Genomic DNA, 22,133 nt, shown 5'->3' with positions numbered 1-22,133 from the left:
TCTCACGAGTACGGGGAGTGCGAGGGGTGCGACATCTGCGGTGCGCCGCACCCCTCGCGGCTGGCAGTCGGTCAGGCGGCGGGCAGGAGCGCGTACAGGCGGTTGATCTCGGCGCCGACCTCGCGGATCCGGTCGGCCAGGCGCCGGCGCTCGGCCGGGTCGTCGGCCGCGTCCACCAAGTCCTGGACCAGACGGTCGGACTCGATCTCGGCGGCGGCCAGCTGCTGCTCGATGGTGGCCATGGGATGTCCTCCTGAAGGTGTTGGTGGTCGGGGTCTGCTGTCAGGCGGCGGCGAGCTGGGCGCTGACGGGGTAGCGGCGGGCGACGTCGGCCTCGATCTGCTGGGCGGTGAACCGGTCGAGCACCACCTGCGCCATGCCGGCGCCGAGCTTGGCGTCCAGCTCGGCCAGGCGCTCCCGCTCGTCGGCGTGGGTCCACTTCCGCGCCGGGGTGAAAGGGCCGCACTCCCGCCACAGCGCCCAGGACGGCGTCCCGCAGTCGGTGATCAACTGACCGTCGAACGCCTTCTTCACGAACACGAAGGTCGAGTGGCTCGGCCGGCCGCCGCCGATGTTCGTCGTCGGGAAGGCCGTGAAGTAGACGGTGCCGAGCTCGGCCCCGCGCGCCCAGTCGTCGTGCTCCCCACGCAGCTCCCGCAGGGCGACCCCACTGCGGTAGCTGTCGGCGGCACGGGCGGCAGCGTTGCTCAGGGCGTCGAGGATGCCCATGGTCATCTCCTCTGGTCAGTGCTGCAGGGCGGTCGATCAGAGCTGCCTTCTGGCGGCTCTCCTTGCCGCCCCGGCCCGGGGTAGGTGTGTGCGGGGCCGGGACGACGCGGTCAGCCGTCAGTCGGGTCAGTGCGCCGACGTCTGGCCGACCGTGGACGAGACGCTGTTGCCGACGTTGTCGCCGGTCGACTTCACGGTCTGGCTGAGGGTGCCGAACAGGCCCCAGGAGCCGATCAGGATCGAGGCCGCGGCGCCCATCACGAACGCGCGGCGGACCTCCTTGGCGTGGGTCTTCCACTTCGCCGCGAACCAGATCAGGATCGCCAGGCCCAGCAGGGACGCACCGCCCAGCCCGGCGATCGCGCCGCCGCTCGCGGACTGCGTGGTGTAGGCCGGGGCCACCTGCTGCGGGGAGTCCGCGATCTGCACGACCGCGGCGGTGTGCTCGCCGGCGGCCTGGGCGTAGGAGGCGTGCACCAAGGTCGGCAGGTTCGCGGTCGCGGTCGTGCCGGAGGCGGTGGTCCAGGTGACCGGGACGGTGTTCTTGGCGGCGAAGGTGATGGCAAAGGTCATGGCGGGGGCTCCTCAGTCAGGGGTCTTGACGGTGCGGGGGAACAGGCGGGTGTCAGCGGAGGTCGTAGCCGGGCTCGAAGGCGAGGGTGTTCGGGCGGGCCTCCCCCTCGATCCGGTCCTGGACGGCGGCGGCGGCGATGAGCGCGTGGGTGACGGCCACCCAGGCCTGGGCGGTCTCCAGCTGCGGCACGTCGAGCCGCAGGTTGTGCTCGGCGCTCGCAGCAGCGGCGATGGCCCGCCGGCGGAGTTCGTGGGCGGTGAGCGGGACGCCCTTGAGGTCGGTGATGGTCAGCGCTGGTTCTCCTTGCGGATCGGGCAGTCGGGCTCGGGGCAGGGGATCGGCTGGCCGCCGTCGCGGGGGACGACGGTCCCCCAGTCCTGGCAGGTCGCGCAGCGGAAGCGGGGGCAGGAGACGATCGGCATGGGGGTGCCTCCAGGGGGGTGGTGCGGGGGTGTGCGAGTCATGCGGTGGGTGCGAGGAGTGCGAGAGATCGCAGGACCCGCACCCGGTGCGGCTGCTGCTAGCGGGCGCCGGCCATCTCGGGGCCGCCGTCATCCTTGGGCTGCACGGCGTTCCGCAGGCGGATCGCGTACTCGTTCCGGCAGCCGATGAGCTTGCGGATCTGGGGGGCCGTCAGGGCCTGGCCGGAGTTGGAGAGGACCTTGGCCAGGGCGCGGACCTTCTCCAGGTGCTCGGGGTCCAGAGGCCGTTCCCCGGCCGTCTCGCGGTCGTTCCCGGCGAGATCCTTCCGAGGCGCCGAAGTGGCCTTCTGCGGGCCCCTCTGGGGCGCCTGGAGCCCAATTCCCCCAAGGGATTCCGGGTCTTCGAGACGCCACCGGGACGCGGCCTCCAGCGCCTCGGGAACAGCGGCCCGGTAGACCGATTCCTCGTCGTCGAGGAAGGGGTCCGGCGGCATGTCCGGGTCCGTGACGGTGACCGCCCTCGGGGCGGCGACCTCGGTGACCCGGGCCTGCGCGGCGAGCTGGGCAGCGATCAGGTCGGAGGTCACCCCGGTGACCGCGACTCCGTGGACGTAGTGCCAGGCGGTCTGCCAGGCGTCGTCCGGATGCAGGGCGCCGAACGGGTTCGCGGACAGCAGCCGGTTGGCGACCTCCAGCACGTCGGGGTGGTGCGCGGCACGGGCCTTGGCATGGGCGGCCCGCTCGGTGGCGGCCCGCTTCTGCGCCTTCGTCGGGCCCCGACCCCCGTGCGTCTGCAGATCGGTGATCCACACCGCCGCGAGGGAGGAGAGTGCCAGCACGACCGCCACCCACCTGTGCTCGGTGTACTGGCTCCAGCCGTGCGCGAAGTTGATGCCGCCCGCGATCGTGCCGGCCGCCCAGGCGCCCGCCCGGTAGGTCCGGGTCGACCGCTCGCCCTCGGCCTTGGATCCCATCGCGACCAGGGCCCAGGCCAAGCCCTCCAGCATGGTGGCCAGCAGAGCGGCCATCAGCAGCGGGACCGTGGCGTCGGTGAGGGCGCCGACCTGCGCGACCACGGCGGGCGCGATCGAGCAGACCTGGACCACGCGGACGAACGCCCGGGCGGGGTCGGCCTTGACCCATCCGGTCAGCCGGGCGGCCTTCGCGGCCCGCGCCCGCCGGGCCTCGGCCCTGCGCTGGTCGCGCTCCTTGCGGTCGGCGGCCTGCCGGCGGCGCTCGGCGTCGGCGTCCTTGCGGGCCTCCGCTCGCTCCGCGGCCAGGTCCTGGCGAGCCTCGGCCCGCTCGGCGGCCTTGTCCTTGCGGCGCTCGGTGTAGAAACTCACTGTCCCTCACCGCCCTTGCCTGCGTCGGAACCGTCGATGTCGGCCATGTGCTTGTTCACCAGGACCAGCTCGGCCTCGGCCCTGGTCTTCCTGAGCAGTCGCCCCAGGGCCAGCCGCTCACAGGTCAGCCACTGCTCCGGGTCACCGTGGTAGGCGCGGAAGCTCGCCCACGCGAGGTCGACCTGGTGGTCGACCCAGACGGTCTCGGGGTCCGGCTTCCCTTCCGGGAGGTAGACGCTCTCACTCATCGAGGTCACCGCCCTTGCGCTGCGGCGGGACCGTCGAGGCCTTCGTGGCCGTCGGGGAGGTGGTCTTCCTGACCTTCGAGGCCGGGGTGGAGGCCGGCAGCTTGCCCGCGGCGAGCGCGGCGCCGACCAGGAGCAGGACGATCCGGGTCACGCCGTCGGCCGGGGCGTAGAGGGCGAGGGCCAGGACGAGCAGCGGCCAGCCGATCGCGAGGCGGGTGCGGGCGTTGGCGAGGGCCTGGTCGATGTTCATCGGGCACCGTCCCTCGGGACGTAGCTGTAGAGCTCGGCGAGGCGGTCGGCGTAGTCCTCGACCGCGTGCTCGGCCCAGATCCGCTGGTCCCGCAGCCGCAGCCAGTCCCAGGCGCTCAGGCCGGCCGGACGGATCATCAGGTCGAGGGGCTCACCGAGGCGGTCGCGCAGGACGACCGACACCTCCTCCAGGAGGCGCTGGATCCGGACCTCGACCGGCAGGGTCTCGTCGTAGGCGCTCACGCGGCGACTCCGATCAGCTCGGCGGCCTTCCGGCCGCGGATGATGGTCTTGCGCTGGATCGCGGTGGCTCCGCCGACGACGCCGTGCTGCTGGTCGGCCGGGAAGGTGAGGGCCTGGTCGAGGCAGGCGGTGCGGTGGGCGAGCGGGCAGATCGCGCACACGGCGAGGGCGGCGCGCTCGGCGTCGGTGGGGCGGTAGTAGTTGGTGCCATCGGTCGCCGGGAAGAAGAGTTCGGGGTCGAGGCGCCGGCAGGGGGCGGTGTGCTCACCCCGCTTCTCGGATCGCTGGTTGTTGGGCATGGCGAAGAAGCCCTTCTGGGATGGATGGTTGAGGGGTCCGTCCGCAGAGGTGGCGGACGGATTTTGGGATGGCGAAGCCACCCCCGACACAGTTAGGTGCTAGCACCTAATCGGTAATCTGATGGTGGCTCAGGGTGCCCGCCGCCGTCAAGGGGAACGTGCTAGCACGTAAGCTTGAGTCACCCCACTGGGGACCGACTGAGAGGAACCCCAATGCCACGATCCGCAGAGGAAATCGCAGCCGGCCTGCGCGAACGCATCCACAGCGGCGAACTCCAGCCCGGCGACCGGCTCCCCACCATGGAAGCCCTCGTCGACGAGCACAGCGTCAACCGCCAGACCGCCCGCCAGGCGCTCACGATCCTGAAGAACGAGGGCCTGGTCGAGTACAAGGGCGGCCGAGCCGGAACCTTCGTGCGCCAGAGGCCCACCACCCGCATGGTCCGAGCCAGGGCCATGGAGCGCGACAACCTCGGCTACTACTCCGGAGCCAACGTCCAACACTGGCGCCTCATCGAGGGCACCCGCACCGAGGTTGGCGAAGAACCGGTGCCGGCCGACATCGCGGGCTACCTCGGCGTCGAGCCGGGAACCCCCGTCGTGGTCCGCAAGCGAATCAACGGCGACCCCGACGTGCCGGCCTACCGGCAACTGACCGACAGCTACCTGCACCCCGACGCCGTCGCGGCCGTCCCCGTCATCGCCGGAAACTCCGGCCTCGGCGGGATCTACGACCGCATCGAGGAGTGGGCGCAGCAACCCATCAGCTGGGAGGAGGAGATCACCGCGATCACCCCCAGCCCGGCCGAGACGGCGGCGCTGCTGATGCCTCCCGGTGTCCCGCTGCTGCGGGTCATCCGGACCTCAACCGTCAAGGTCGACGGCCGCCAGCTCGTCGTCGAGGTCAACGACATCAGGTTCAGCGCCGAAGTCTTCTCGATCCGCTACTCGATGACCCGCCGTGGCGAGGCGAAGTGGCCGGTGCAGCCGGCGTCGGCCGACTTCTACACCAGCTGACCGCAACGGTCGGTGGGCGGGGCCCTGGCCGGGGCAAACGGCCAGGGCCCTTTCCCGTGCCTGCTCAGTCCTCAGGACCGCAGACACAGCCCTCGGGGCCGGCGCCCTGCCCGATGAAGCAGGCGCAGTACAGGGAGCCGAGCGGCCCGGTGGCGGTGACGCCGTTCTCGTCTCCGCCGGAGCAGTGGTCGCACTCGCCGGGCTGCCACTCGCCGTCGTCCTCGTACTCGTCGAAGTCGTCATCCTCGTACATCTGATCTTCCTTTCGGGGGTGGGGTGGCTGGGGTCCAGCCAGGGTCATGCGGGTGGGGTCAGGTCCAGCCGGGCGGTCGCTGGTAGTGCCCCGGCCAGCTGGTGCAGCCAGGCCAGGAACGCGGCGGCCTGGTCGTCGTCCAGGCGGCCGTACACCGTGGCGATACCGGTATGGGTGCGACCGGCGAGGGTGATCCGGTAGTCGAGTCGCCGGGCGTGCGGCGAGGTAGTGAGGTAGTCGTCGACGCCGGTCGCCAGAGCGGCCTCGACTTCGGCGAGAGTGAGCGGATCCATGAAGGGCCTCCACAGGGTGTGGACGGGCGGAGTTGGTTGGTGGCCATGTGGAATAGCGGGCTGGCGGCGCGGTGCAGAGCGTTCGACAGGCCGCCGGCATTGGCCGACTTCTACGCGGCCTGACCCGTGGGAGCTGTGCCCCGGCCGACCCAAACCGGCCGGGGCACAGCCGTCCATCACGCCGGCACGGCCAATCCGCCCGCCCGGTCGAGCAGCGCGCGGATGAGCCGCGCCGCCTGCCGGTCCCGCCGACGGACAGCCACGGCGAGGTGCTCCAGCAGCATTACCGGCGACGGCAGCCTCCGCTCGCGGACCCGGGCGAGGGCGGCGTCCTCGGTCGGCCGAGGCACCCTCGACGGGCGGCTCATCGCTCCCCCTCCGGCCCGTCGATCGTCACGTGGGCGGACGCGAACACTGCTGCCCCGCCCAGCGTCGCCTCTACGTACAACGGCAGGTGCCACCCGTCCTTGCGCTCGACCGCGAGACCCGGCCGGACCTCGACGCCGAGCGCCGAGGCGAGCGCCTCCGCCGCCTCCCGTGCCGCCGGCCCGTCGCCGCGGATCAGGATCGACACGTCACCCCGGCTGATCAGCCACTGCACCGGCAGCAGCGCCAGCTCCGGGCGGTTGGCCAGCAGCACGTGAACCGCCGCGACCGCCGGCAGGACGCTCTCCTCGGGCGCCGTCACCTTGTTCTCGCTCATCGGGCACCCGCCAGCGCGGCGCACTCCTGGGCCGCGGCGTTCCAGGCCGCACGAACCTGGGCGACCCGCACAGCCGCCGCCGAGAACTCGTCGAGCCTCGCCGAGAGCGCGGCCCCTGTCGCCGCCGCCCGCGCCGTGCACCGCTCGACCGCCTCGGGCCGGACCGCGTTGGACACCGACCGGCGAGCCGTCGTGTCGGCGTTGGCCGTGTTCCTGTACTGCCGCGCGGCCTCGGCCAACTCCGACTTCGCCTCCTCCAGCTCGGCGTACAGGCCGACCAGATGCGGGACGTCGATCGGGGAGGCGGCCATCGTGCGGGCCTGCGGGACTTCCGGGTCGGTGAAGTCCAGAGCCACCTCGGTACTGCGCATCCTGCGGAGGTGGTGGGAGATCGCCTGCCGGGCGATCAGGGTGAGGAGGCCGAACACCCGCCGGTCGATCGGGACGCCGCGCGAGACGTGGTAGGTCCACAGGTGGAGGAACGTGTCCTGGGTGAGGTCCTCGGCCAGCTGCCAGTCCCGATGGATCAGGCGGCCGGCGATGTAGTTGGTGACGTGCTTCTGGTGGTCGGCGACGACCTGGGCCAGGACCTGCTCCGGGCTGCCGGCGTAGATGGCCGGGAGGTCGATGGTGGTGGCGTTCATGCGGCCACCGCCGCGGGCGCCAGGACGGCCGGGGCCTCGGCGAGGGTGACCTTCAGCGACGGCGCCGACTGCTTCATCGGCACGTCGCCCAGGCCGTGCGCCTTGAAGATGGCGCGAACCGCGTTCAGGTCGACGGTCTCGCGGCCGGACGGCACGCGCTCGACGGACCAGCCGGAGTAGACGCCGACGGGCAGACGGTCGAGGACCTTCTTCGCGGCGCGCTTGGCGCGGTCGGAGCGGCGGGCCTGGTCGGCCGCGAGGTGGTAGGAGCGGGCGGCGGCCTCGATGGCCTCGGCGGCCGGCATCTCGTCCGGCCCGTACACGCCGTCCGGGTCCGGGGCGGTCACGGACACGGGGGCCGGCGCGGCGGCCGGGGTGGTGAAGAGCGACGCCGGGTTGATCACCGAGCGGACGGCCCGGGCGATACCACGGAATCCGGCGGGCCTCTCGCCTACACGGCGGGCACCGGACATGAGAAGGTGAAGCATCTGGAGCTCCTGTTCAGGCAGGTTCTCTGGAGAGGCCCTGCCCGAGGTGCTCGCTACACCGGGGCGGGGCCGCCTTGCGTTAGGCGGCCCCTTCGCGACTTACCAGCCGCGGGCCCACCACTCGGCAAGATGCGTGCGCTCCTTGCCGAGGGTGGTGTCGTTCCCGTGGCCGGGATAGATCCAGGTCTCGTCTGGCAGGGTGAAGACCTTGGCCTCCAGCCCTTCCATCAGCGACTTGAACTCATCCGGCTGTGTTGTCCTTCCGGGACCGCCTGGGAAGAGGCAGTCGCCGGTGAAGACGTGCGGGTGGCCCTGGGGGTCGTCGTAGATCAGCACGATCGCGCCGGGGGTGTGGCCGACCAGGTGGCGGACGGTGAGTTCCACGTCGCCGACCCGCAGCTTGTCGCCGTCGGCGAGGAGCAGCTCGGTGGGCACGTCGATGCCCTCGGCGTCATGCTGGCCGGCGGCGGTGCGGGCGCCGGTGGTGGCGACCACCTCGGCGAGGGCGCCCCAGTGGTCGTGGTGCCGGTGGGTGGTGACCACGGTTTCGAGGTCGTCCCCGACAGTCTCCAGCAGCACCGGGGCGTCGGCGGCCGCGTCGATCAGCAGCTGCTCGTCGGTGGCCCGGCAGCGCAACAGGTAGGCGTTGTTGTCGTACGGGCCCACGGCCACCTTGGTGATAATCAGGTGGGCCAGCTCGCGCACGTCCGGCGGCCCGCCGACCTTGACCGCTCCGTGGTACGTCATCAGGACTCCTTCATGGATACTCCCGGCCTCGGCCGGGGAGAAGCGAACTCCCGCGTAGCGGGACAGGGAGAGCCGGACCGCTGCCAAGGCGGCCGGGCGTCTGGTCAGGTGATGACCCTCGTGTGGTCACAACTTGACGGTGTACCTTGTGATTTGTGCAGGCCTCCCAGGTGAAGCGGGCGTTCAAGTTTCGCTTCTATCCGACCAATGCGCAGGCGGCTGAGCTGTCGCGCACGTTCGGGTGTGTGAGGAAGGTCTACAACATGGCGTTGCAGGCCCGTACCGAGGCGTGGCTGCTTCGGGGGGAGCGGGTCAACTACAACGCCACATCGGCGATGTTGACAGGGTGGAAGAAGGCTGAGGAACTGGCCTACCTGTCCGAAGTCTCCTGCGTGCCGTTGCAGCAGACGCTGCGGCACCTGCAGGGGGCCTTCACGAACTACTTCGCGAAGCGGGCGAAGTACCCGCGGTTCAAGTCGAGGAAGAAGTCCCGTGACTCGGCCGAGTACACCACCTCGGCGTTCCGTTTCCGCGACGGGAAGCTGACGCTGGCGAAGATGGCGGAGCCGCTGGACGTCGTCTGGTCTCGCCCCCTGCCCGAGGGCGTTTCGCCCTCCTCGGTGACCGTGAGCCGGGACGCGGCTGGGCGCTGGTTCGTCTCCATGCTGTGCGAGGACCCGAGCGTCAAGCCCCTGCCCGCTGCGGAGGCGGCGGTCGGGATCGACGCAGGCGTCACGTCGCTGGTGGCCTTCTCCACCGGGGAGAAGATCGCCAACCCCCGGCACGAGCGTCGGGACCGGGAACGCCTGGCCAGGGGCCAGCGGGAGCTGTCCCGCAAGGCCAAGGGATCTGTGAACCGCGAGAAGGCCCGGCGCAAGGTCGCGAAGATACACGCGAGGATCGCCGACCGGCGCAGAGACTTCCTTCATAAGCTCACCACTCGGCTCGTCCGTGAGAACCAAACGGTCGTGATCGAGGACCTCACTGTCCGCAACCTGCTCAAGAACAATAAGCTCGCCCGCGCGATCAGCGACGCGAGCTGGAGCGAGCTGCGGGCCATGCTGGAGTACAAGTGTGCCTGGTACGGTCGCGACCTGGTGACCATCGACCGATGGTTTCCCAGCTCCAAGCTGTGCTCGGCCTGCGGAGTTGTCCGCGAGCAACTGCCACTGAACGTCCGCCATTGGGCGTGTGACTGCGGAGCAGTCCATGACCGGGACGTGAACGCGGCGAAGAACATCCTGGCCGCCGGGCTGGCGGTTACAGCCTGTGGAGACGGCGCAAGACCTCAACGGAGTACTCCGGGCGGGCGGCCGTCGGTGAAGCAGGAAGTTGTCCCACCGCCGCGCTCGCGCGCGGCGGCTCAGCTGCGAGGCTGAGGGGGCTCCCCTCTCCGTCAGGAGAGGGGAGGAAGCCAACCTCGCGCCGTCAGCCCATGGGGGGAAGCTGGGGGAGCGCGGTGTCGGGCGTGCGGCGCAGGTCCGCGCCGCCGGAGCGGCCGGAGAGCCAGGCGAGCAGGGCGCGGAGGGGGCTGTGGACGGTCAGGGCGATGTCGCCCGAGCCGATCAGGCCGCGGTCCCCGGTGTCCTCGGCGACCAGCTCGACGGCGGGCAGCTCGCTGCCGTGCAGCTTGATCGCGAGCTTGTGGAACTCGGTGACCGCGAACTCCTCCGGCCACTCGGCGGGGGAGTAGCCGCCGTCCAGGTCGACCAGGTGGTACTCCAGTTCGCCGAGGCGCTTCCAGACCAGGTCGCAGGCCGGGAAGACGGCGCCGGAGCGGTGGCGCACGTCGGCGGCCCAGTCCTCGGGGTCCAACAGTGCGGCGGCCGCGGCGAAGCGCTCGTGCGACTCGCGCAGGTCGGCGAGCTGGGCGTCCAGCGGGCGCCCGGCGCCGTCCTCGATCCCCTGGTCGCGGGCCTCCTCGCTGGCGTACTGCGGGATGTCGGTGCCGGTGCGGGCGCCGTCCAGCAGGTTGACCAGGGAGTCGGCGTTGCGGGCGAGGTGGGCCAGCACGTGGCCGCGAGTCCAGCCGGGCAGCGCGGAGGGCTCGGCGGCGGCCTCGGGCTTCAGCCCGGAGACGGTGTGCAGCAGGTGTCGGGTGCTCTCCTCGACCAGGCTCAGCCGGCTGGCGGCGAGGGCGGCGGCGGACTGCGGGTCGGTCATCGAATCGGCCTTCTGTGGGAGGCGGGCGTTGCCCGGGCGGGGCTTCGCTCGTTGACCAGCTGACGCTATCTCCGTTTCCGGCCCCTGAGCAGGGGCTTTTCGGTCCGGGTGCAGACGGTCCGGGGCCCGCCCTCACTCGTTCGGGTGGACTCCACTGGACAGAGTCGAGATTCGAACGCCTGAGCTATAGGCTGGCTGCCGCATCCTGGAAGAAGCACCCAATCTCACCGCAAGCCGTCTCGCCCCGGAGAAAGGCGCCAGAAGCAGTGGCCGACCGCCTCATCGTCCGCGGTGCTCGCGAGCACAACCTCAAGAACGTCTCGCTCGACCTGCCCCGCGACTCCCTCATCGTCTTCACGGGCCTCTCCGGCTCCGGCAAGTCCTCGCTCGCCTTCGACACGATCTTCGCCGAGGGCCAGCGCCGCTACGTCGAGTCGCTGTCCTCGTACGCCCGCCAGTTCCTCGGGCAGATGGACAAGCCCGACGTGGACTTCATCGAAGGCCTCTCCCCGGCCGTCTCGATCGACCAGAAGTCCACCAACCGCAACCCCCGTTCGACCGTCGGCACCATCACCGAGGTCTACGACTACCTGCGCCTGCTGTTCGCCCGGATCGGCAAGCCGCACTGTCCGCACTGCGGCCGCCCGATCGCCAAGCAGTCGCCGCAGGCGATCGTCGACAAGGTGCTGGAGCTCGCCGAGGGCACCCGCTTCCAGGTGCTCAGCCCGGTGGTGCGCGAGCGCAAGGGCGAGTTCGTCGACCTCTTCGCCGACCTCCAGTCCAAGGGCTACTCGCGCGCCCGGGTGGACGGCGCGACGATCCAGCTCGCCGAGCCGCCGAAGCTCAAGAAGCAGGAGAAGCACACCGTCGAGGTGGTCATCGACCGCCTGACCGTCAAGGAGAGCGCCAAGCGGCGGCTCACCGACTCGGTGGAGACGGCCCTGCGGCTGTCCGGCGGCATGGTCGTGCTCGACTTCGTCGACCTCCCGGAGGACGACCCGGAGCGCGAGCGCATGTACTCCGAGCACCTCTACTGCCCGTACGACGACGTGTCGTTCGAGGAGCTGGAGCCGCGCTCGTTCTCGTTCAACTCGCCGTTCGGCGCCTGCCCGGACTGCTCGGGCCTGGGCAACCGGATGGAGGTCGACCCGGAGCTGGTCGTGCCGGACGAGGAGCGCTCGCTCGACGCGGGCGCCATCCACCCGTGGTCGGCCGGCCACGCCAAGGAGTACTTCCAGCGCCTGATCGACGCGCTGGCCGAGGAGCTGGGCTTCCGCACCGACATCCCGTGGGCCGGGCTGCCGGCCCGCGCCAAGAAGGCGCTGCTGTACGGGCACAAGCACCAGGTGCAGGTCCGCTACCGCAACCGCTTCGGCCGCGAGCGCTCGTACAGCACCGGCTTCGAGGGTGCCGTCCCGTTCATCCAGCGCCGGCACACCGAGGCGGAGAGCGACAGCAGCCGCGAGCGCTTCGAGGGCTACATGCGCGAGGTGCCCTGCCCGACCTGCCAGGGCACCCGGCTCAAGCCGGTCGTGCTCGCGGTCACCGTCGAGGAGAAGTCGATCGCCGACGTCTCGTCGATGTCGATCAGCGACTGCGCCGAGTTCCTGGGCGCGATGAAGCTGAACGACCGCGACAAGCAGATCGCCGAGCGGGTCCTCAAGGAGGTCAACGAGCGGCTGCGCTTCCTGGTCGACGTCGGCCTGGACTACCTCTCGCTCGACCGCGCGGCCGGCACCCTGTCCGGCGGCGAGGCCCAGCGCATCCGCCTGGCCACCCAGATCGGCTCCGGCCTGGTCGGCGTGCTCTACGTGCTGGACGAGCCGTCCATCGGCCTGCACCAGCGGGACAACCACCGGCTGATCGAGACGCTGGTGCGGTTGCGCGACATCGGCAACACCCTGATCGTCGTCGAGCACGACGAGGACACCATCAAGACGGCGGACTGGGTGGTCGACATCGGCCCGGGCGCCGGCGAGCACGGCGGCAAGGTGGTGCACTCCGGTTCGCTGAAGCAGCTGCTCGGCAACAAGGAGTCGCTGACCGGCCAGTACCTGTCCGGCAAGCGGTCCATCCCGATCCCGGCGGCCCGCCGCGCGCGGGACGGGAAGCGCCAGCTGACCGTCCACGGCGCCCGCGAGCACAACCTCAAGGACGTCACGGTCGGCTTCCCGCTCGGCACCTTCACCGCGATCACCGGTGTCTCCGGCTCCGGCAAGTCGACGCTGGTCAACGACATCCTCTACACCCACCTCGCCCGGGAGCTGAACGGCGCCCGCAGCGTGCCGGGCCGGCACACCCGGATCACCGGCACCGACCTGGTGGACAAGGTGGTGCACGTCGACCAGTCGCCGATCGGGCGCACCCCGCGCTCCAACCCGGCCACCTACACCGGAGTGTTCGACCACGTCCGCCGGCTCTTCGCGGAGACGCAGGAGGCCAAGGTCCGCGGCTACCTGCCCGGCCGGTTCTCCTTCAACGTCAAGGGCGGGCGCTGCGAGAACTGCTCGGGCGACGGCACCATCAAGATCGAGATGAACTTCCTGCCGGACGTCTACGTCCCGTGCGAGGTCTGCCACGGCGCCCGGTACAACCGGGAGACGCTGGAGGTGCACTACAAGGGCAAGTCCATCGCCGAGGTGCTGGACATGCCGATCGAGGAGGCGCTGGCCTTCTTCGAGGCCGTCCCGGCGATCGCCCGCCACCTCAGGACGCTCAACGACGTCGGCCTCGGCTACGTCCGGCTCGGCCAGTCCGCGCCGACGCTCTCCGGTGGCGAGGCGCAGCGCGTCAAGCTCGCCTCGGAGCTGCAGAAGCGCTCCACCGGGCGGACGGTCTACGTGCTCGACGAGCCCACCACCGGCCTGCACTTCGAGGACATCAGCAAGCTGATCAAGGTGCTCACCGGGCTGGTCGAGAAGGGCAACACGGTGATCGTCATCGAGCACAACCTCGATGTGATCAAGACCGCCGACTGGATCGTCGACATGGGCCCCGAGGGCGGTTCCGGCGGTGGCGCGGTGGTCGCCGAGGGCACCCCGGAGCAGATCGCGGCGGTGCCGGAGAGCCACACCGGCAAGTTCCTCCGGGACATCCTCCCGGGCGACTTCGCCGACGCCCCGGTCGCGCCGGTCAAGCCGAAGACGACGCGCAAGCGCGCCGCCGCGGCGAAGAAGTAGCCGCGGGCGCACGGTCCGCCCCGCCGCCCCGCCGCTCCCGCCCCCGACGAACGGGGGCGGGAGCGGCGGGCGCGTGCCGCATAGACTTCGGTGGTCCCACAGGTCCCCCGCACCAGCCCGAACCGCAGGAGCGCACCCGATGTCCGAGGCCCCCGAGAGCAACCCCGCCACCTCCCGCCGCACCCTGCTGTGCGGCGCCGCGGCCGTCCTGGCGGCCGGCGGCACCGTCGCGCTCACCGGCTGCGGCTCCTCCGCCGGCTCGTCCGACTCCAGCGCCGCCCCCAAGGGCCCGGTGGACCTCGGCCCGGCCTCGGCGGTGCCGGAGGGCGGCGGCAAGGTCTTCCGCGAGCAGAAGATCGTCGTCACCCAGCCGACCGCCGGGCAGTACAAGGCGTTCAGCGCCAAGTGCACCCACGCGGGCTGCGTCGTCGACCAGGTGAAGAACCAGCAGATCCAGTGCCCCTGCCACGGCAGCCGGTTCGCCATCGCCGACGGCGCCGTGCAGGACGGCCCGGCCCCCTCCCCGCTGCCCGCCTACACCGTCACGGTCGAGGGCGGGAACCTCAAGGTGACCCCGAGCTGAAGCAGTTGACCCCCGCCGAGTCGATCTCCCCTCCGCGTCCACGCCCCCACTCGGTACGGTGGACCCATGGCTGACCCGAGCACCTACCGCCCGGCCCCGGGCGCGATCCCGACCTCGCCGGGCGTCTACAGGTTCCGCGACGCCCACGGTCGGGTCATCTACGTCGGCAAGGCCAAGAGCCTGCGCCCGCGCCTGTCGTCCTACTTCCAGGACCTGGCCGGGCTGCACCCGCGCACCGCGACCATGGTCACCACCGCCGCGTCGGTCGAGTGGACGGTGGTGGCCACCGAGGTCGAGGCGCTGCAGCTGGAGTACTCCTGGATCAAGGAGTTCGACCCGCGGTTCAACGTCAAGTACCGCGACGACAAGAGCTACCCCGAGCTCGCGGTCACCCTCAACGAGGAGTACCCGCGGGTCCAGGTGATGCGCGGCGCGCACAAGAAGGGCGTTCGCTACTTCGGCCCGTACGGGCACGCGTGGGCGATCCGCGAGACGGTCGACCTGCTGCTGCGCGTCTTCCCCGTCCGCACCTGCTCCAACGGCGTGTTCAAGCGCGCGCAGCAGGTCGGCCGGCCCTGCCTGCTCGGCTACATCGGCAAGTGCGCCGCGCCCTGCGTCGGCAAGGTCTCGGCGGACGAACACCGCGCGCTGGCCGTGGACTTCTGCGACTTCATGGCCGGGCGCACCGGCAACTACCTGCGCCGGCTGGAAGACCAGATGCAGGAGGCCGCCGCGGAGATGGAGTACGAGAAGGCGGCCCGCCTGCGGGACGACATCGGCGCCCTCAAGCGCGCGATGGAGAAGAACGCCATCGTGCTCGCCGACGCCACCGACGCCGACCTCCTGGCCCTCGCCGAGGACGAACTGGAGGCCGCGGTCCAGATCTTCCACGTCCGCGGCGGCCGGGTCCGCGGCCAGCGCGGCTGGGTCACCGACAAGGTCGAGGACGTCGACACCGCGGGCCTGGTCGAGCACGCCCTCCAGCAGCTCTACGGCGGGGCCACTTCTGACGAACGCAACGAGACCGTCCCGCGCGAGGTGCTCGTCCCGGCGCTGCCCGAACCGGACGGACCGATAAGGGAGTGGCTGAGCAGCCTGCGCGGCAGCCAGGTCGACCTGCGCATCCCGCAGCGCGGCGACAAGAAGGACCTGATGGCCACCGTGCAGCGCAACGCCCAACAGGCGCTGGCCCTGCACAAGACCAAGCGCGCCTCCGACCTCACCACCCGCAGCCGTGCCCTCCAGGAGATCGCCGACGCGCTGGAGCTGGACTCCGTCCCGCTGCGCATCGAGTGCTTCGACATCTCCCACCTCCAGGGCGAGGACGTGGTCGCGTCGATGGTCGTCTTCGAGGACGGCCTGGCCCGCAAGAGCGAGTACCGGCGCTTCCAGGTCAAGGGCTTCGTCGGGCAGGACGACGTCCGCTCGATGCACGAGGTGATCAGCCGGCGCTTCCGCCGCTACCTCCAGGAGCGCGAGAAGACCGGCGAGTGGGCCGTCGTCGAGTCCGGGGACGACCAGCCCGAGGACGGCCCGCGCACCGAGGACGGCCGCCCGCGCCGCTTCGCCTACCCGCCGCAGCTGCTCGTCGTCGACGGCGGCCAGCCCCAGGTCGCCGCCGCCAAGCGCGCCCTCGACGAGCTCGGCATCGACGACGTCGCCCTGTGCGGACTCGCCAAGCGCCTGGAGGAGGTCTGGCTGCCCGGCGAGGACGACCCGGTCGTCCTCCCGCGCAGCAGCGAGGGCCTCTACCTGCTCCAGCGGGTCCGCGACGAGGCCCACCGCTTCGCGATCACCTACCAGCGCACCAAGCGTTCCAAGCGACTCACCGCCGGGGAACTGGACTCCGTCCCGGGCCTCGGCGAGACTCGCCGCCAGGCGCTGCTCAAGCACTTCGGCTCGCTGAAGAGGCTCAGGGCCGCCACCGTCGACGAACTCTGCGCCGTGCCCGGCATCGGACGCCGCACGGCGGAGACTGTTGCGGCGGTGTTGTCGTCCCGTACACCCGCCGCACCCGCGGTCAACACCGCGACCGGCGAGATCATCGAGGACGGGGCCGACCAGGCCACCGCGCCGGTGGCCGCAGCACCCACGACCGCACCATCCCAGGAGACGCCATGACGGCCGACGCCGCCCGTCAGCCGGCGCGCCCGGGCGCCGACCGCCCGGGCGGACCGGCGCCGTACGGCCGTGCCATGCGCGTGCTCCCCAGCAGAAAGACCGAGAGCGGGGAACCGAAGTGACCGTGTCAGACGTGGCCGAGAACGCGCCGGAGCTGGTGATCATCTCCGGTATGTCCGGAGCCGGCCGCTCCACCGCGGCCAAGTGCCTGGAGGACCTCGGCTGGTTCGTGGTGGACAACCTGCCGCCGGCCCTCATCCCGACCATGGTCGACCTCGGGGCCCGCTCCCAGGGCAACGTCGCCCGGATCGGCGTCGTCGTGGACGTCCGCGGCCGCCAGTTCTTCGACGACCTGCTCACCTCGCTCGACGAGCTGGAGAAGCGCGGCGTCCGCCTGCAGGTCGTCTTCCTGGACTCCTCCGACGAGGCCCTGGTCCGCCGCTTCGAGAGCGTGCGCCGCCCGCACCCGCTCCAGGCCGACGGCCGGATCGTCGACGGCATCGCCCAGGAGCGCGACCTGCTGCGCGACCTGCGCGGCGAGGCCGACCTGGTGATCGACACCTCCAACCTCAACGTGCACCAGCTGCGCGCCAAGCTCGACGCCCAGTTCGCCGACCACGACGAGCCCGAGCTGCGGGCCACCGTGATGTCCTTCGGCTTCAAGTACGGCCTGCCGGTCGACGCCGACCTCGTGGTGGACTGTCGCTTCCTGCCCAACCCGCACTGGGTCCCCGAGCTTCGTGCCCGCACCGGTACCGACGCGGACGTCGCCGACTACGTGTTCCAGCAGCCCGGCGCCAACGAGTTCCTCGACGGCTACGCCGAGCTGCTGCGCATCGTCACCGAGGGGTACCGCAGGGAGGGGAAGCGTTACATGACGCTTGCCGTAGGCTGCACCGGTGGCAAGCACCGCAGCGTCGCGATGTCCGAGCGCCTGACCAAGCGTCTCATCGCCGACGGCGTGGAAACGGTGCTGGTCCACCGAGACATGGGACGGGAGTAACCGCCGCCGCCTCGCCGGGCCGCCGGCCGGGTCGGCCGCGGGCGACGAGGAACGCGAGGTGGGTGTGACGGGATACGTGCCCGGACGGCAGCCGCACCACAAGAACGGCGACCGGACCGGGGGCCCGGTAAGGACCCCGGCTCCCAGCAAGCCGCGCAGCAGCCCCGCCCGGGCCAACCCGGCCCCCCGGATCACCGCCCTCGGCGGCGGCCAGGGCCTGTCCGCGTCGCTGTCGGCCCTGCGTCGGCTCACCAGCGACCTGACCGCCGTGGTCACCGTCGCCGACGACGGCGGATCCAGCGGGCGGCTGCGCGCCGAGCTGGGCGTGCTGCCCCCCGGCGACCTGCGCAAGGCGCTGGCGGCGCTGTGCGGGGACGACGACTGGGGCCGCACCTGGTCCGAGGTGATCCAGCAGCGCTTCACGGGCAGCGGCGAGCTGGGCGGCCACGCCGTCGGCAACCTGCTGATCGTGGCGCTGTGGGAGAAGCTCGGCGACCCGGTCGCCGCGCTGGACTGGGTCGGCCGGCTGCTGAACGTCCAGGGCCGGGTGCTGCCGATGTCGGCGGTGCCGCTGGACATCGAGGCGATAGTCCGCGGGCACGATCCGGCCCGGCCCGGCGAGGTGACGGCCGTCCGCGGCCAGGCCAGCGTCGCGGTCACGCCCGGCACCGTGCAGTCGATCCGGCTGGTCCCGGACGAGCCGCCGGCCGTCCCCGAGGCGGTCGCGGCCGTCCGCGAGGCGGACTGGGTGGTGCTCGGCCCGGGCTCCTGGTTCACCAGCGTGCTGCCGCACCTGCTGGTGCCGGAGCTCGCCAAGGCGCTGGTCGAGACCCGCGCCCGCCGCCTGCTCACGCTGAACCTGGCCCCCCAGCCCGGCGAGACCGAGGGCTTCACGCCGCAGCGCCACCTGGAGGTCATAGCCGACCACGCTCCCGGGCTCGAGGTGGATGCGATCCTGGTGGACGAGCGGGCCGTCACCGGCGGCGCCTTCGGCCAGGCCGACCTGGAGGGCCTGGAGAAGGCCGCGGAGCGGATGGGCGCCGCACTGGTGCTCGGTCGGGTGGCCCGCGACGACGGCAGCCCGCGACACGACCCGGAGCTGTTGGCGGCAGCGTACGACCGGATTTTCCGGACACATGGAAGGATCGGGCCATGGCGATGACTCCAGCGGTGAAGGACGAGATCAGCCGGCTCCCGGTCACCCGGGCCTGCTGCCGCAAGGCGGAGGTGTCGGCGATCCTGCGGTTCGCAGGCGGGCTGCACATCGTGAGCGGCCGGATCGTGATCGAGGCGGAGCTCGACACTGGTTCGGCGGCGCGGCGCCTGCGCAAGGACCTCCTGGAGATCTTCGGGCACTCCTCCGACCTCGTGGTGATGGCCCCGGGCGGGCTGCGGCGCGGCAGCCGCTTCGTCGTGCGCGTGGTCAAGGACGGCGAGCTGCTCGCGCGCCAGACCGGTCTCGTGGACGGCCGCGGCCGTCCGATCCGGGGCCTGCCCCCGGCGGTCGTCTCCGGGGCCACCTGCGACGCCGAGGCGGCCTGGCGCGGGGCCTTCCTGGCGCACGGGTCGCTCACCGAGCCCGGCCGGTCGTCCTCGCTGGAGATCACCTGCCCCGGCTCCGAGGCGGCCCTCGCCCTGGTCGGCGCCGCCCGCCGGCTCGGCATCCCCGCCAAGGCCCGCGAGGTCCGCGGGGTGGACCGGGTCGTGATCCGGGACGGTGACGCGATCGGCGCGCTGCTGACGCGCCTCGGCGCGCACGAGTCGGTGCTCGCCTGGGAGGAGCGCCGGATGCGGCGCGAGGTCCGGGCCACCGCCAATCGCCTCGCCAACTTCGACGACGCCAACCTGCGCCGCTCGGCCCGCGCGGCGGTCGCGGCCGGCGCCCGGGTGGCCCGCGCGCTGGAGATCCTCGGCGACGAGGTGCCCGAGCACCTGGCCGCGGCCGGCCAGCTGAGGATGCAGCACAAGCAGGCCTCGCTGGAGGAGCTCGGCGCGCTCGCCGACCCGCCGCTGACCAAGGACGCGGTGGCCGGCCGGATCCGCCGCCTGCTGGCGATGGCCGACAAGCGCGCCTCCGAGCTCGGCCTGCCGAGCACCGAGGCGAACCTGACCGACGAGATGGCGCTCAACTGACGACCTGACGGTCACATCCGGTGACCGATGTGCGGCCGGTGTCCGGATTCCGGGCACCGGCCGCCGTCGTGTCCGGACGGGGTGCCGAGCGCTCCCGCGGCGCGGTCCCCGCATCGCAAATTGGTAGAGACCACTGGCCCGGGACCAACTGCCCTCAGGGCCAAGGACGGAAGGCCTGAAATGGGGTTTGCGCCGCGCCACGCCATGTCTCGCGATTCGGTGCGATGTGCCCTCCCAGGCCGCGGAGGGGTAGGGTCATAGGCGGTCGGGGACTTCCCAAATCTCACCCCCGTCGGCTTAGCTCCGGCGTACCTAACGAGGAGATCGGTTCGTGACGATCCGGGTAGGCATCAACGGATTCGGCCGCATCGGCCGCAACTTCTTCCGCGCGGTCAAGGCCCAGGGCGCGGACATCGAGATCGTCGGTGTCAACGACCTGACTGACACGAAGACCCTGGCTCACCTGCTCAAGTACGACACCACCCTGGGCACCTTCCCGGGTGAGGTCTCGCACACCGAGAACAGCATCACCGTCGACGGCCACACCTTCCAGGTGACGGCCGAGCGCGACCCGGCGAACCTGCCGTGGGCCGCCCTGGGCGCCGACATCGTCGTCGAGTCCACCGGCATCTTCACCAAGGCCGAGGCCGCGAAGAAGCACCTCGCCGCCGGCGCCAAGAAGGTCATCATCTCGGCGCCCGCCACCGACGAGGACGTCACCATCGTGATGGGCGTCAACGACGACAAGTACGACGCCGCCAACCACGACGTCATCTCCAACGCCTCCTGCACCACCAACTGCGTGGCGCCGATGGCCAAGGTGCTGAACGAGAGCTTCGGCATCGTCAAGGGCCTGATGACCACCGTCCACGCCTTCACCAACGACCAGGTGACCCTGGACTTCCCGCACAAGGACCTGCGCCGCGCCCGCGCCGCGTCGCAGAACATCATCCCGACCTCGACCGGGGCCGCCAAGGCGACCGCCCTGGTCCTGCCGGAGCTGAAGGGCAAGCTGGACGGCACCTCGCTGCGCGTCCCGGTCCCGACCGGTTCCATCACGGACCTGGTCGTCACGCTGGAGCGCGAGGTCACCAAGGACGAGGTCAACGCCGCGTTCCAGAAGGCCGCGCAGGAGGGCCCGCTCAAGGGCATCCTGGCCTACACCGAGGACCCGATCGTCTCCTCGGACATCGTCAACGACCCGGCCTCCTGCATCTTCGACTCCCAGCTGACCATGGTCCAGGGCAACCAGGTCAAGGTGCTCGGCTGGTACGACAACGAGTGGGGCTACTCGAACCGCCTCGTCAACCTGACCGCCCTCGTCGGTGGCCAGCTCTGACGCAGTGGGAGCTGACGTGATGTGAGGGCGAGGGCCCGGGCGGCGCACCATGCCGACCGGGCCCTCGTTCTACGTACAAGAACTTCCCAGGCGGCCCCTGCGCCGTGCCGCCTCCCTGCGCATCCACCATCTCCCCAGGAGACCGAAGAACCCGTGAAGACCATCGAAGACCTCGACGTCGCCGGCAAGCGCGTCTTCGTCCGCGCGGACCTCAACGTCCCGCTGGCGGGCGCCGAGATCACCGACGACGGCCGCATCCGCGCCGTCGCCCCGACCATCGCCAAGCTCCTGGAGCGCGGTGCGAAGGTCGTCGTCGCCTCCCACCTCGGCCGCCCGAAGGGCGCGCCGGACCCGCAGTTCTCCCTCGCGCCGGTGGCCGTGCGCCTCGGCGAGATCCTCGGCAAGGACGTCGCCTTCGCCACCGACACGGTGGGCGAGAGCGCCGGGGCCGCCGCCGCCGCGCTGGCCGACGGCGAGGTCGTGCTGCTGGAGAACCTGCGCTTCAATGCCGGTGAGACCAGCAAGGACGACGCCGAGCGCCGGGCCTTCGCCGAGCAGCTGGCCGCCCTGGCCGACCTGTACGTCGGCGACGGCTTCGGCGCCGTGCACCGCAAGCACGCCTCGGTGTTCGACCTTCCGGCCCTGCTGCCGCACGCCGCCGGCGACCTGATCGCCACCGAGGTCGGCGTGCTGCGGAAGCTCACCGACGAGGTCGCGCGGCCCTACGTGGTCGTGCTCGGCGGTGCCAAGGTCTCCGACAAGCTCGGGGTGATCGACAACCTGCTGAAGAAGGCCGACCGCATCCTGATCGGCGGCGGCATGGCGTACACCTTCCTCAAGGCCAAGGGCCACGAGGTCGGCATCTCGCTGCTCCAGGAGGACCAGGTCCCGGTCTGCCTGGAGTACCTGGCCGAGGCCGAGAAGCGGGGCGTCGAGTTCGTCCTGCCGGTCGACGTCCTGGTCTCCGCGGAGTTCCCGGACCTCAAGGGCAAGACCCCGGCGACCTACGACGTCGTCTCCTCGGACGCCATCCCGGCCGACAAGGAGGGCCTGGACATCGGCCCGAAGACGCGCGAGCTGTACGCGGCGAAGCTGGCCGACGCCGGGACGGTGTTCTGGAACGGCCCGATGGGCGTCTTCGAGCACCCGGACTTCGCCAACGGCACCAAGGCCGTCGCGCAGGGCCTGCTCGACAGCAGCGCGTTCACCGTGGTCGGCGGCGGCGACTCCGCCGCGGCCGTCCGCATCCTGGGCTTCGACGAGAACGCCTTTGGACACATCTCGACCGGCGGTGGCGCGAGCCTCGAGTACCTGGAGGGCAAGACCCTTCCCGGTCTCGCCGCCCTGGAAGGCTGAAAGC

28 protein-coding genes are annotated in these 22,133 nt (G+C 71.4%); 10 read left to right on the top strand and 18 right to left on the bottom strand.

Annotation, left to right across the window (positions count from 1 at the left end; translation table 11 throughout):
* Window positions 1-71 precede the first annotated feature (71 nt).
* The 10 genes from ACWCXH_RS14365 to ACWCXH_RS14320 all read right to left on the bottom strand — a co-directional run bounded on the left by ACWCXH_RS14365 (window position 72) and on the right by ACWCXH_RS14320 (window position 4,107).
* Window positions 72-242, bottom strand: coding sequence for a hypothetical protein (locus ACWCXH_RS14365; protein WP_449801733.1), 171 nt, complete (start codon window positions 240-242; stop codon window positions 72-74).
* 40 nt (window positions 243-282) lie between these two features.
* Window positions 283-729: a hypothetical protein gene (locus ACWCXH_RS14360; protein WP_449801732.1), complete on the bottom strand. Its 447-nt coding sequence runs from the start codon at window positions 727-729 to the stop codon at window positions 283-285.
* A gap of 126 nt (window positions 730-855) precedes the next feature.
* Entirely contained in the window at window positions 856-1,302 is a 447-nt protein-coding gene (locus ACWCXH_RS14355; RefSeq protein ID WP_449801731.1) for a hypothetical protein, read from the bottom strand.
* Between the two features lie 52 nt (window positions 1,303-1,354).
* Window positions 1,355-1,492: a hypothetical protein gene (locus ACWCXH_RS14350; protein ID WP_449801730.1), complete on the bottom strand. Its 138-nt coding sequence runs from the start codon at window positions 1,490-1,492 to the stop codon at window positions 1,355-1,357.
* 98 nt (window positions 1,493-1,590) lie between these two features.
* On the bottom strand, window positions 1,591-1,725 hold the full coding sequence (locus tag ACWCXH_RS14345; RefSeq protein ID WP_449801729.1) for a hypothetical protein: 135 nt from the start codon (window positions 1,723-1,725) through the stop codon (window positions 1,591-1,593).
* Between the two features lie 98 nt (window positions 1,726-1,823).
* Window positions 1,824-3,068, bottom strand: coding sequence for a hypothetical protein (locus ACWCXH_RS14340; protein ID WP_449801728.1), 1,245 nt, complete (start codon window positions 3,066-3,068; stop codon window positions 1,824-1,826).
* Entirely contained in the window at window positions 3,065-3,316 is a 252-nt protein-coding gene (locus ACWCXH_RS14335; protein ID WP_449801727.1) for a hypothetical protein, read from the bottom strand. The genes ACWCXH_RS14340 and ACWCXH_RS14335 overlap by 4 nt, the downstream gene beginning before the upstream one ends.
* Window positions 3,309-3,566: a hypothetical protein gene (locus ACWCXH_RS14330; protein ID WP_449801726.1), complete on the bottom strand. Its 258-nt coding sequence runs from the start codon at window positions 3,564-3,566 to the stop codon at window positions 3,309-3,311. The genes ACWCXH_RS14335 and ACWCXH_RS14330 overlap by 8 nt, the downstream gene beginning before the upstream one ends.
* Entirely contained in the window at window positions 3,563-3,808 is a 246-nt protein-coding gene (locus tag ACWCXH_RS14325; RefSeq protein ID WP_449801725.1) for a hypothetical protein, read from the bottom strand. The genes ACWCXH_RS14330 and ACWCXH_RS14325 overlap by 4 nt, the downstream gene beginning before the upstream one ends.
* A complete protein-coding gene (locus tag ACWCXH_RS14320; protein WP_449801724.1) occupies window positions 3,805-4,107 on the bottom strand; it encodes a WhiB family transcriptional regulator in 303 nt (100 codons plus the stop codon). The genes ACWCXH_RS14325 and ACWCXH_RS14320 overlap by 4 nt, the downstream gene beginning before the upstream one ends.
* A gap of 213 nt (window positions 4,108-4,320) precedes the next feature.
* Between ACWCXH_RS14320 and ACWCXH_RS14315 the strand changes: the two genes are divergently transcribed.
* Window positions 4,321-5,124, top strand: coding sequence for a GntR family transcriptional regulator (locus ACWCXH_RS14315; RefSeq protein WP_449801723.1), 804 nt, complete (start codon window positions 4,321-4,323; stop codon window positions 5,122-5,124).
* A 64-nt stretch (window positions 5,125-5,188) separates the two neighbouring features.
* Here the strand turns inward: ACWCXH_RS14315 and ACWCXH_RS14310 are convergent, their stop codons facing one another.
* The 7 genes from ACWCXH_RS14310 to ACWCXH_RS14280 all read right to left on the bottom strand — a co-directional run bounded on the left by ACWCXH_RS14310 (window position 5,189) and on the right by ACWCXH_RS14280 (window position 8,252).
* Window positions 5,189-5,377, bottom strand: a complete 189-nt coding sequence (locus ACWCXH_RS14310; protein WP_449801722.1) for a hypothetical protein — start codon at window positions 5,375-5,377, stop codon at window positions 5,189-5,191.
* Window positions 5,378-5,421: 44 nt separating this feature from the next.
* Window positions 5,422-5,670: a hypothetical protein gene (locus ACWCXH_RS14305; protein ID WP_449801721.1), complete on the bottom strand. Its 249-nt coding sequence runs from the start codon at window positions 5,668-5,670 to the stop codon at window positions 5,422-5,424.
* A gap of 176 nt (window positions 5,671-5,846) precedes the next feature.
* The gene (locus ACWCXH_RS14300; protein WP_449801720.1) at window positions 5,847-6,038 is read right to left on the bottom strand and encodes a hypothetical protein; all 192 of its coding nucleotides are present in this window, start codon (window positions 6,036-6,038) and stop codon (window positions 5,847-5,849) included.
* Entirely contained in the window at window positions 6,035-6,373 is a 339-nt protein-coding gene (locus ACWCXH_RS14295; RefSeq protein WP_449801719.1) for a hypothetical protein, read from the bottom strand. Before ACWCXH_RS14295 ends, ACWCXH_RS14300 begins: the two co-directional genes overlap by 4 nt.
* The gene (locus ACWCXH_RS14290; RefSeq protein ID WP_449801718.1) at window positions 6,370-7,017 is read right to left on the bottom strand and encodes an RNA polymerase sigma factor; all 648 of its coding nucleotides are present in this window, start codon (window positions 7,015-7,017) and stop codon (window positions 6,370-6,372) included. Before ACWCXH_RS14290 ends, ACWCXH_RS14295 begins: the two co-directional genes overlap by 4 nt.
* Window positions 7,014-7,505, bottom strand: a complete 492-nt coding sequence (locus tag ACWCXH_RS14285) for a hypothetical protein (RefSeq protein WP_449801717.1) — start codon at window positions 7,503-7,505, stop codon at window positions 7,014-7,016. Before ACWCXH_RS14285 ends, ACWCXH_RS14290 begins: the two co-directional genes overlap by 4 nt.
* 99 nt (window positions 7,506-7,604) lie before the next feature.
* Complete coding sequence (locus ACWCXH_RS14280) at window positions 7,605-8,252, bottom strand: MBL fold metallo-hydrolase (RefSeq protein WP_449801716.1); 648 nt, start codon at window positions 8,250-8,252, stop codon at window positions 7,605-7,607.
* A gap of 155 nt (window positions 8,253-8,407) precedes the next feature.
* On the opposite strand from ACWCXH_RS14280, the gene ACWCXH_RS14275 reads away from it, so the two are divergent.
* The gene (locus ACWCXH_RS14275) at window positions 8,408-9,631 is read left to right on the top strand and encodes an RNA-guided endonuclease InsQ/TnpB family protein (protein ID WP_449801715.1); all 1,224 of its coding nucleotides are present in this window, start codon (window positions 8,408-8,410) and stop codon (window positions 9,629-9,631) included.
* Window positions 9,632-9,680: 49 nt separating this feature from the next.
* Here ACWCXH_RS14275 and ACWCXH_RS14270 read toward each other — a convergent pair whose 3' ends face one another.
* Entirely contained in the window at window positions 9,681-10,415 is a 735-nt protein-coding gene (locus tag ACWCXH_RS14270) for a maleylpyruvate isomerase family mycothiol-dependent enzyme (RefSeq protein WP_449801714.1), read from the bottom strand.
* A 266-nt stretch (window positions 10,416-10,681) separates the two neighbouring features.
* Between ACWCXH_RS14270 and uvrA the strand changes: the two genes are divergently transcribed.
* The 8 genes from uvrA (at window position 10,682) to ACWCXH_RS14230 (ending at window position 22,129) form a co-directional block, all read left to right on the top strand.
* Complete coding sequence (uvrA, locus tag ACWCXH_RS14265; RefSeq protein ID WP_449801713.1) at window positions 10,682-13,594, top strand: excinuclease ABC subunit UvrA; 2,913 nt, start codon at window positions 10,682-10,684, stop codon at window positions 13,592-13,594.
* Between the two features lie 139 nt (window positions 13,595-13,733).
* Entirely contained in the window at window positions 13,734-14,177 is a 444-nt protein-coding gene (locus ACWCXH_RS14260; RefSeq protein ID WP_449801712.1) for a Rieske (2Fe-2S) protein, read from the top strand.
* 66 nt (window positions 14,178-14,243) lie between these two features.
* A complete protein-coding gene (gene uvrC, locus ACWCXH_RS14255; protein WP_449801711.1) occupies window positions 14,244-16,298 on the top strand; it encodes an excinuclease ABC subunit UvrC in 2,055 nt (684 codons plus the stop codon).
* Window positions 16,299-16,416: 118 nt separating this feature from the next.
* A complete protein-coding gene (gene rapZ, locus ACWCXH_RS14250; protein ID WP_244179003.1) occupies window positions 16,417-17,301 on the top strand; it encodes an RNase adapter RapZ in 885 nt (294 codons plus the stop codon).
* Window positions 17,302-17,491: 190 nt separating this feature from the next.
* A complete protein-coding gene (locus ACWCXH_RS14245; protein WP_449801765.1) occupies window positions 17,492-18,463 on the top strand; it encodes a gluconeogenesis factor YvcK family protein in 972 nt (323 codons plus the stop codon).
* Entirely contained in the window at window positions 18,454-19,434 is a 981-nt protein-coding gene (gene whiA, locus ACWCXH_RS14240) for a DNA-binding protein WhiA (RefSeq protein ID WP_449801710.1), read from the top strand. The genes ACWCXH_RS14245 and whiA overlap by 10 nt, the downstream gene beginning before the upstream one ends.
* Window positions 19,435-19,765: 331 nt before the next feature.
* A complete protein-coding gene (gap, locus tag ACWCXH_RS14235) occupies window positions 19,766-20,773 on the top strand; it encodes a type I glyceraldehyde-3-phosphate dehydrogenase (protein WP_449801709.1) in 1,008 nt (335 codons plus the stop codon).
* Between the two features lie 153 nt (window positions 20,774-20,926).
* On the top strand, window positions 20,927-22,129 hold the full coding sequence (locus ACWCXH_RS14230) for a phosphoglycerate kinase (RefSeq protein WP_449801708.1): 1,203 nt from the start codon (window positions 20,927-20,929) through the stop codon (window positions 22,127-22,129).
* Window positions 22,130-22,133 lie beyond the last annotated feature (4 nt).

The sequence above is a fragment of the Kitasatospora sp. NPDC001660 genome, from assembly GCF_053596725.1.
This window is presented reverse-complemented; position numbering and strand designations above follow the sequence as displayed.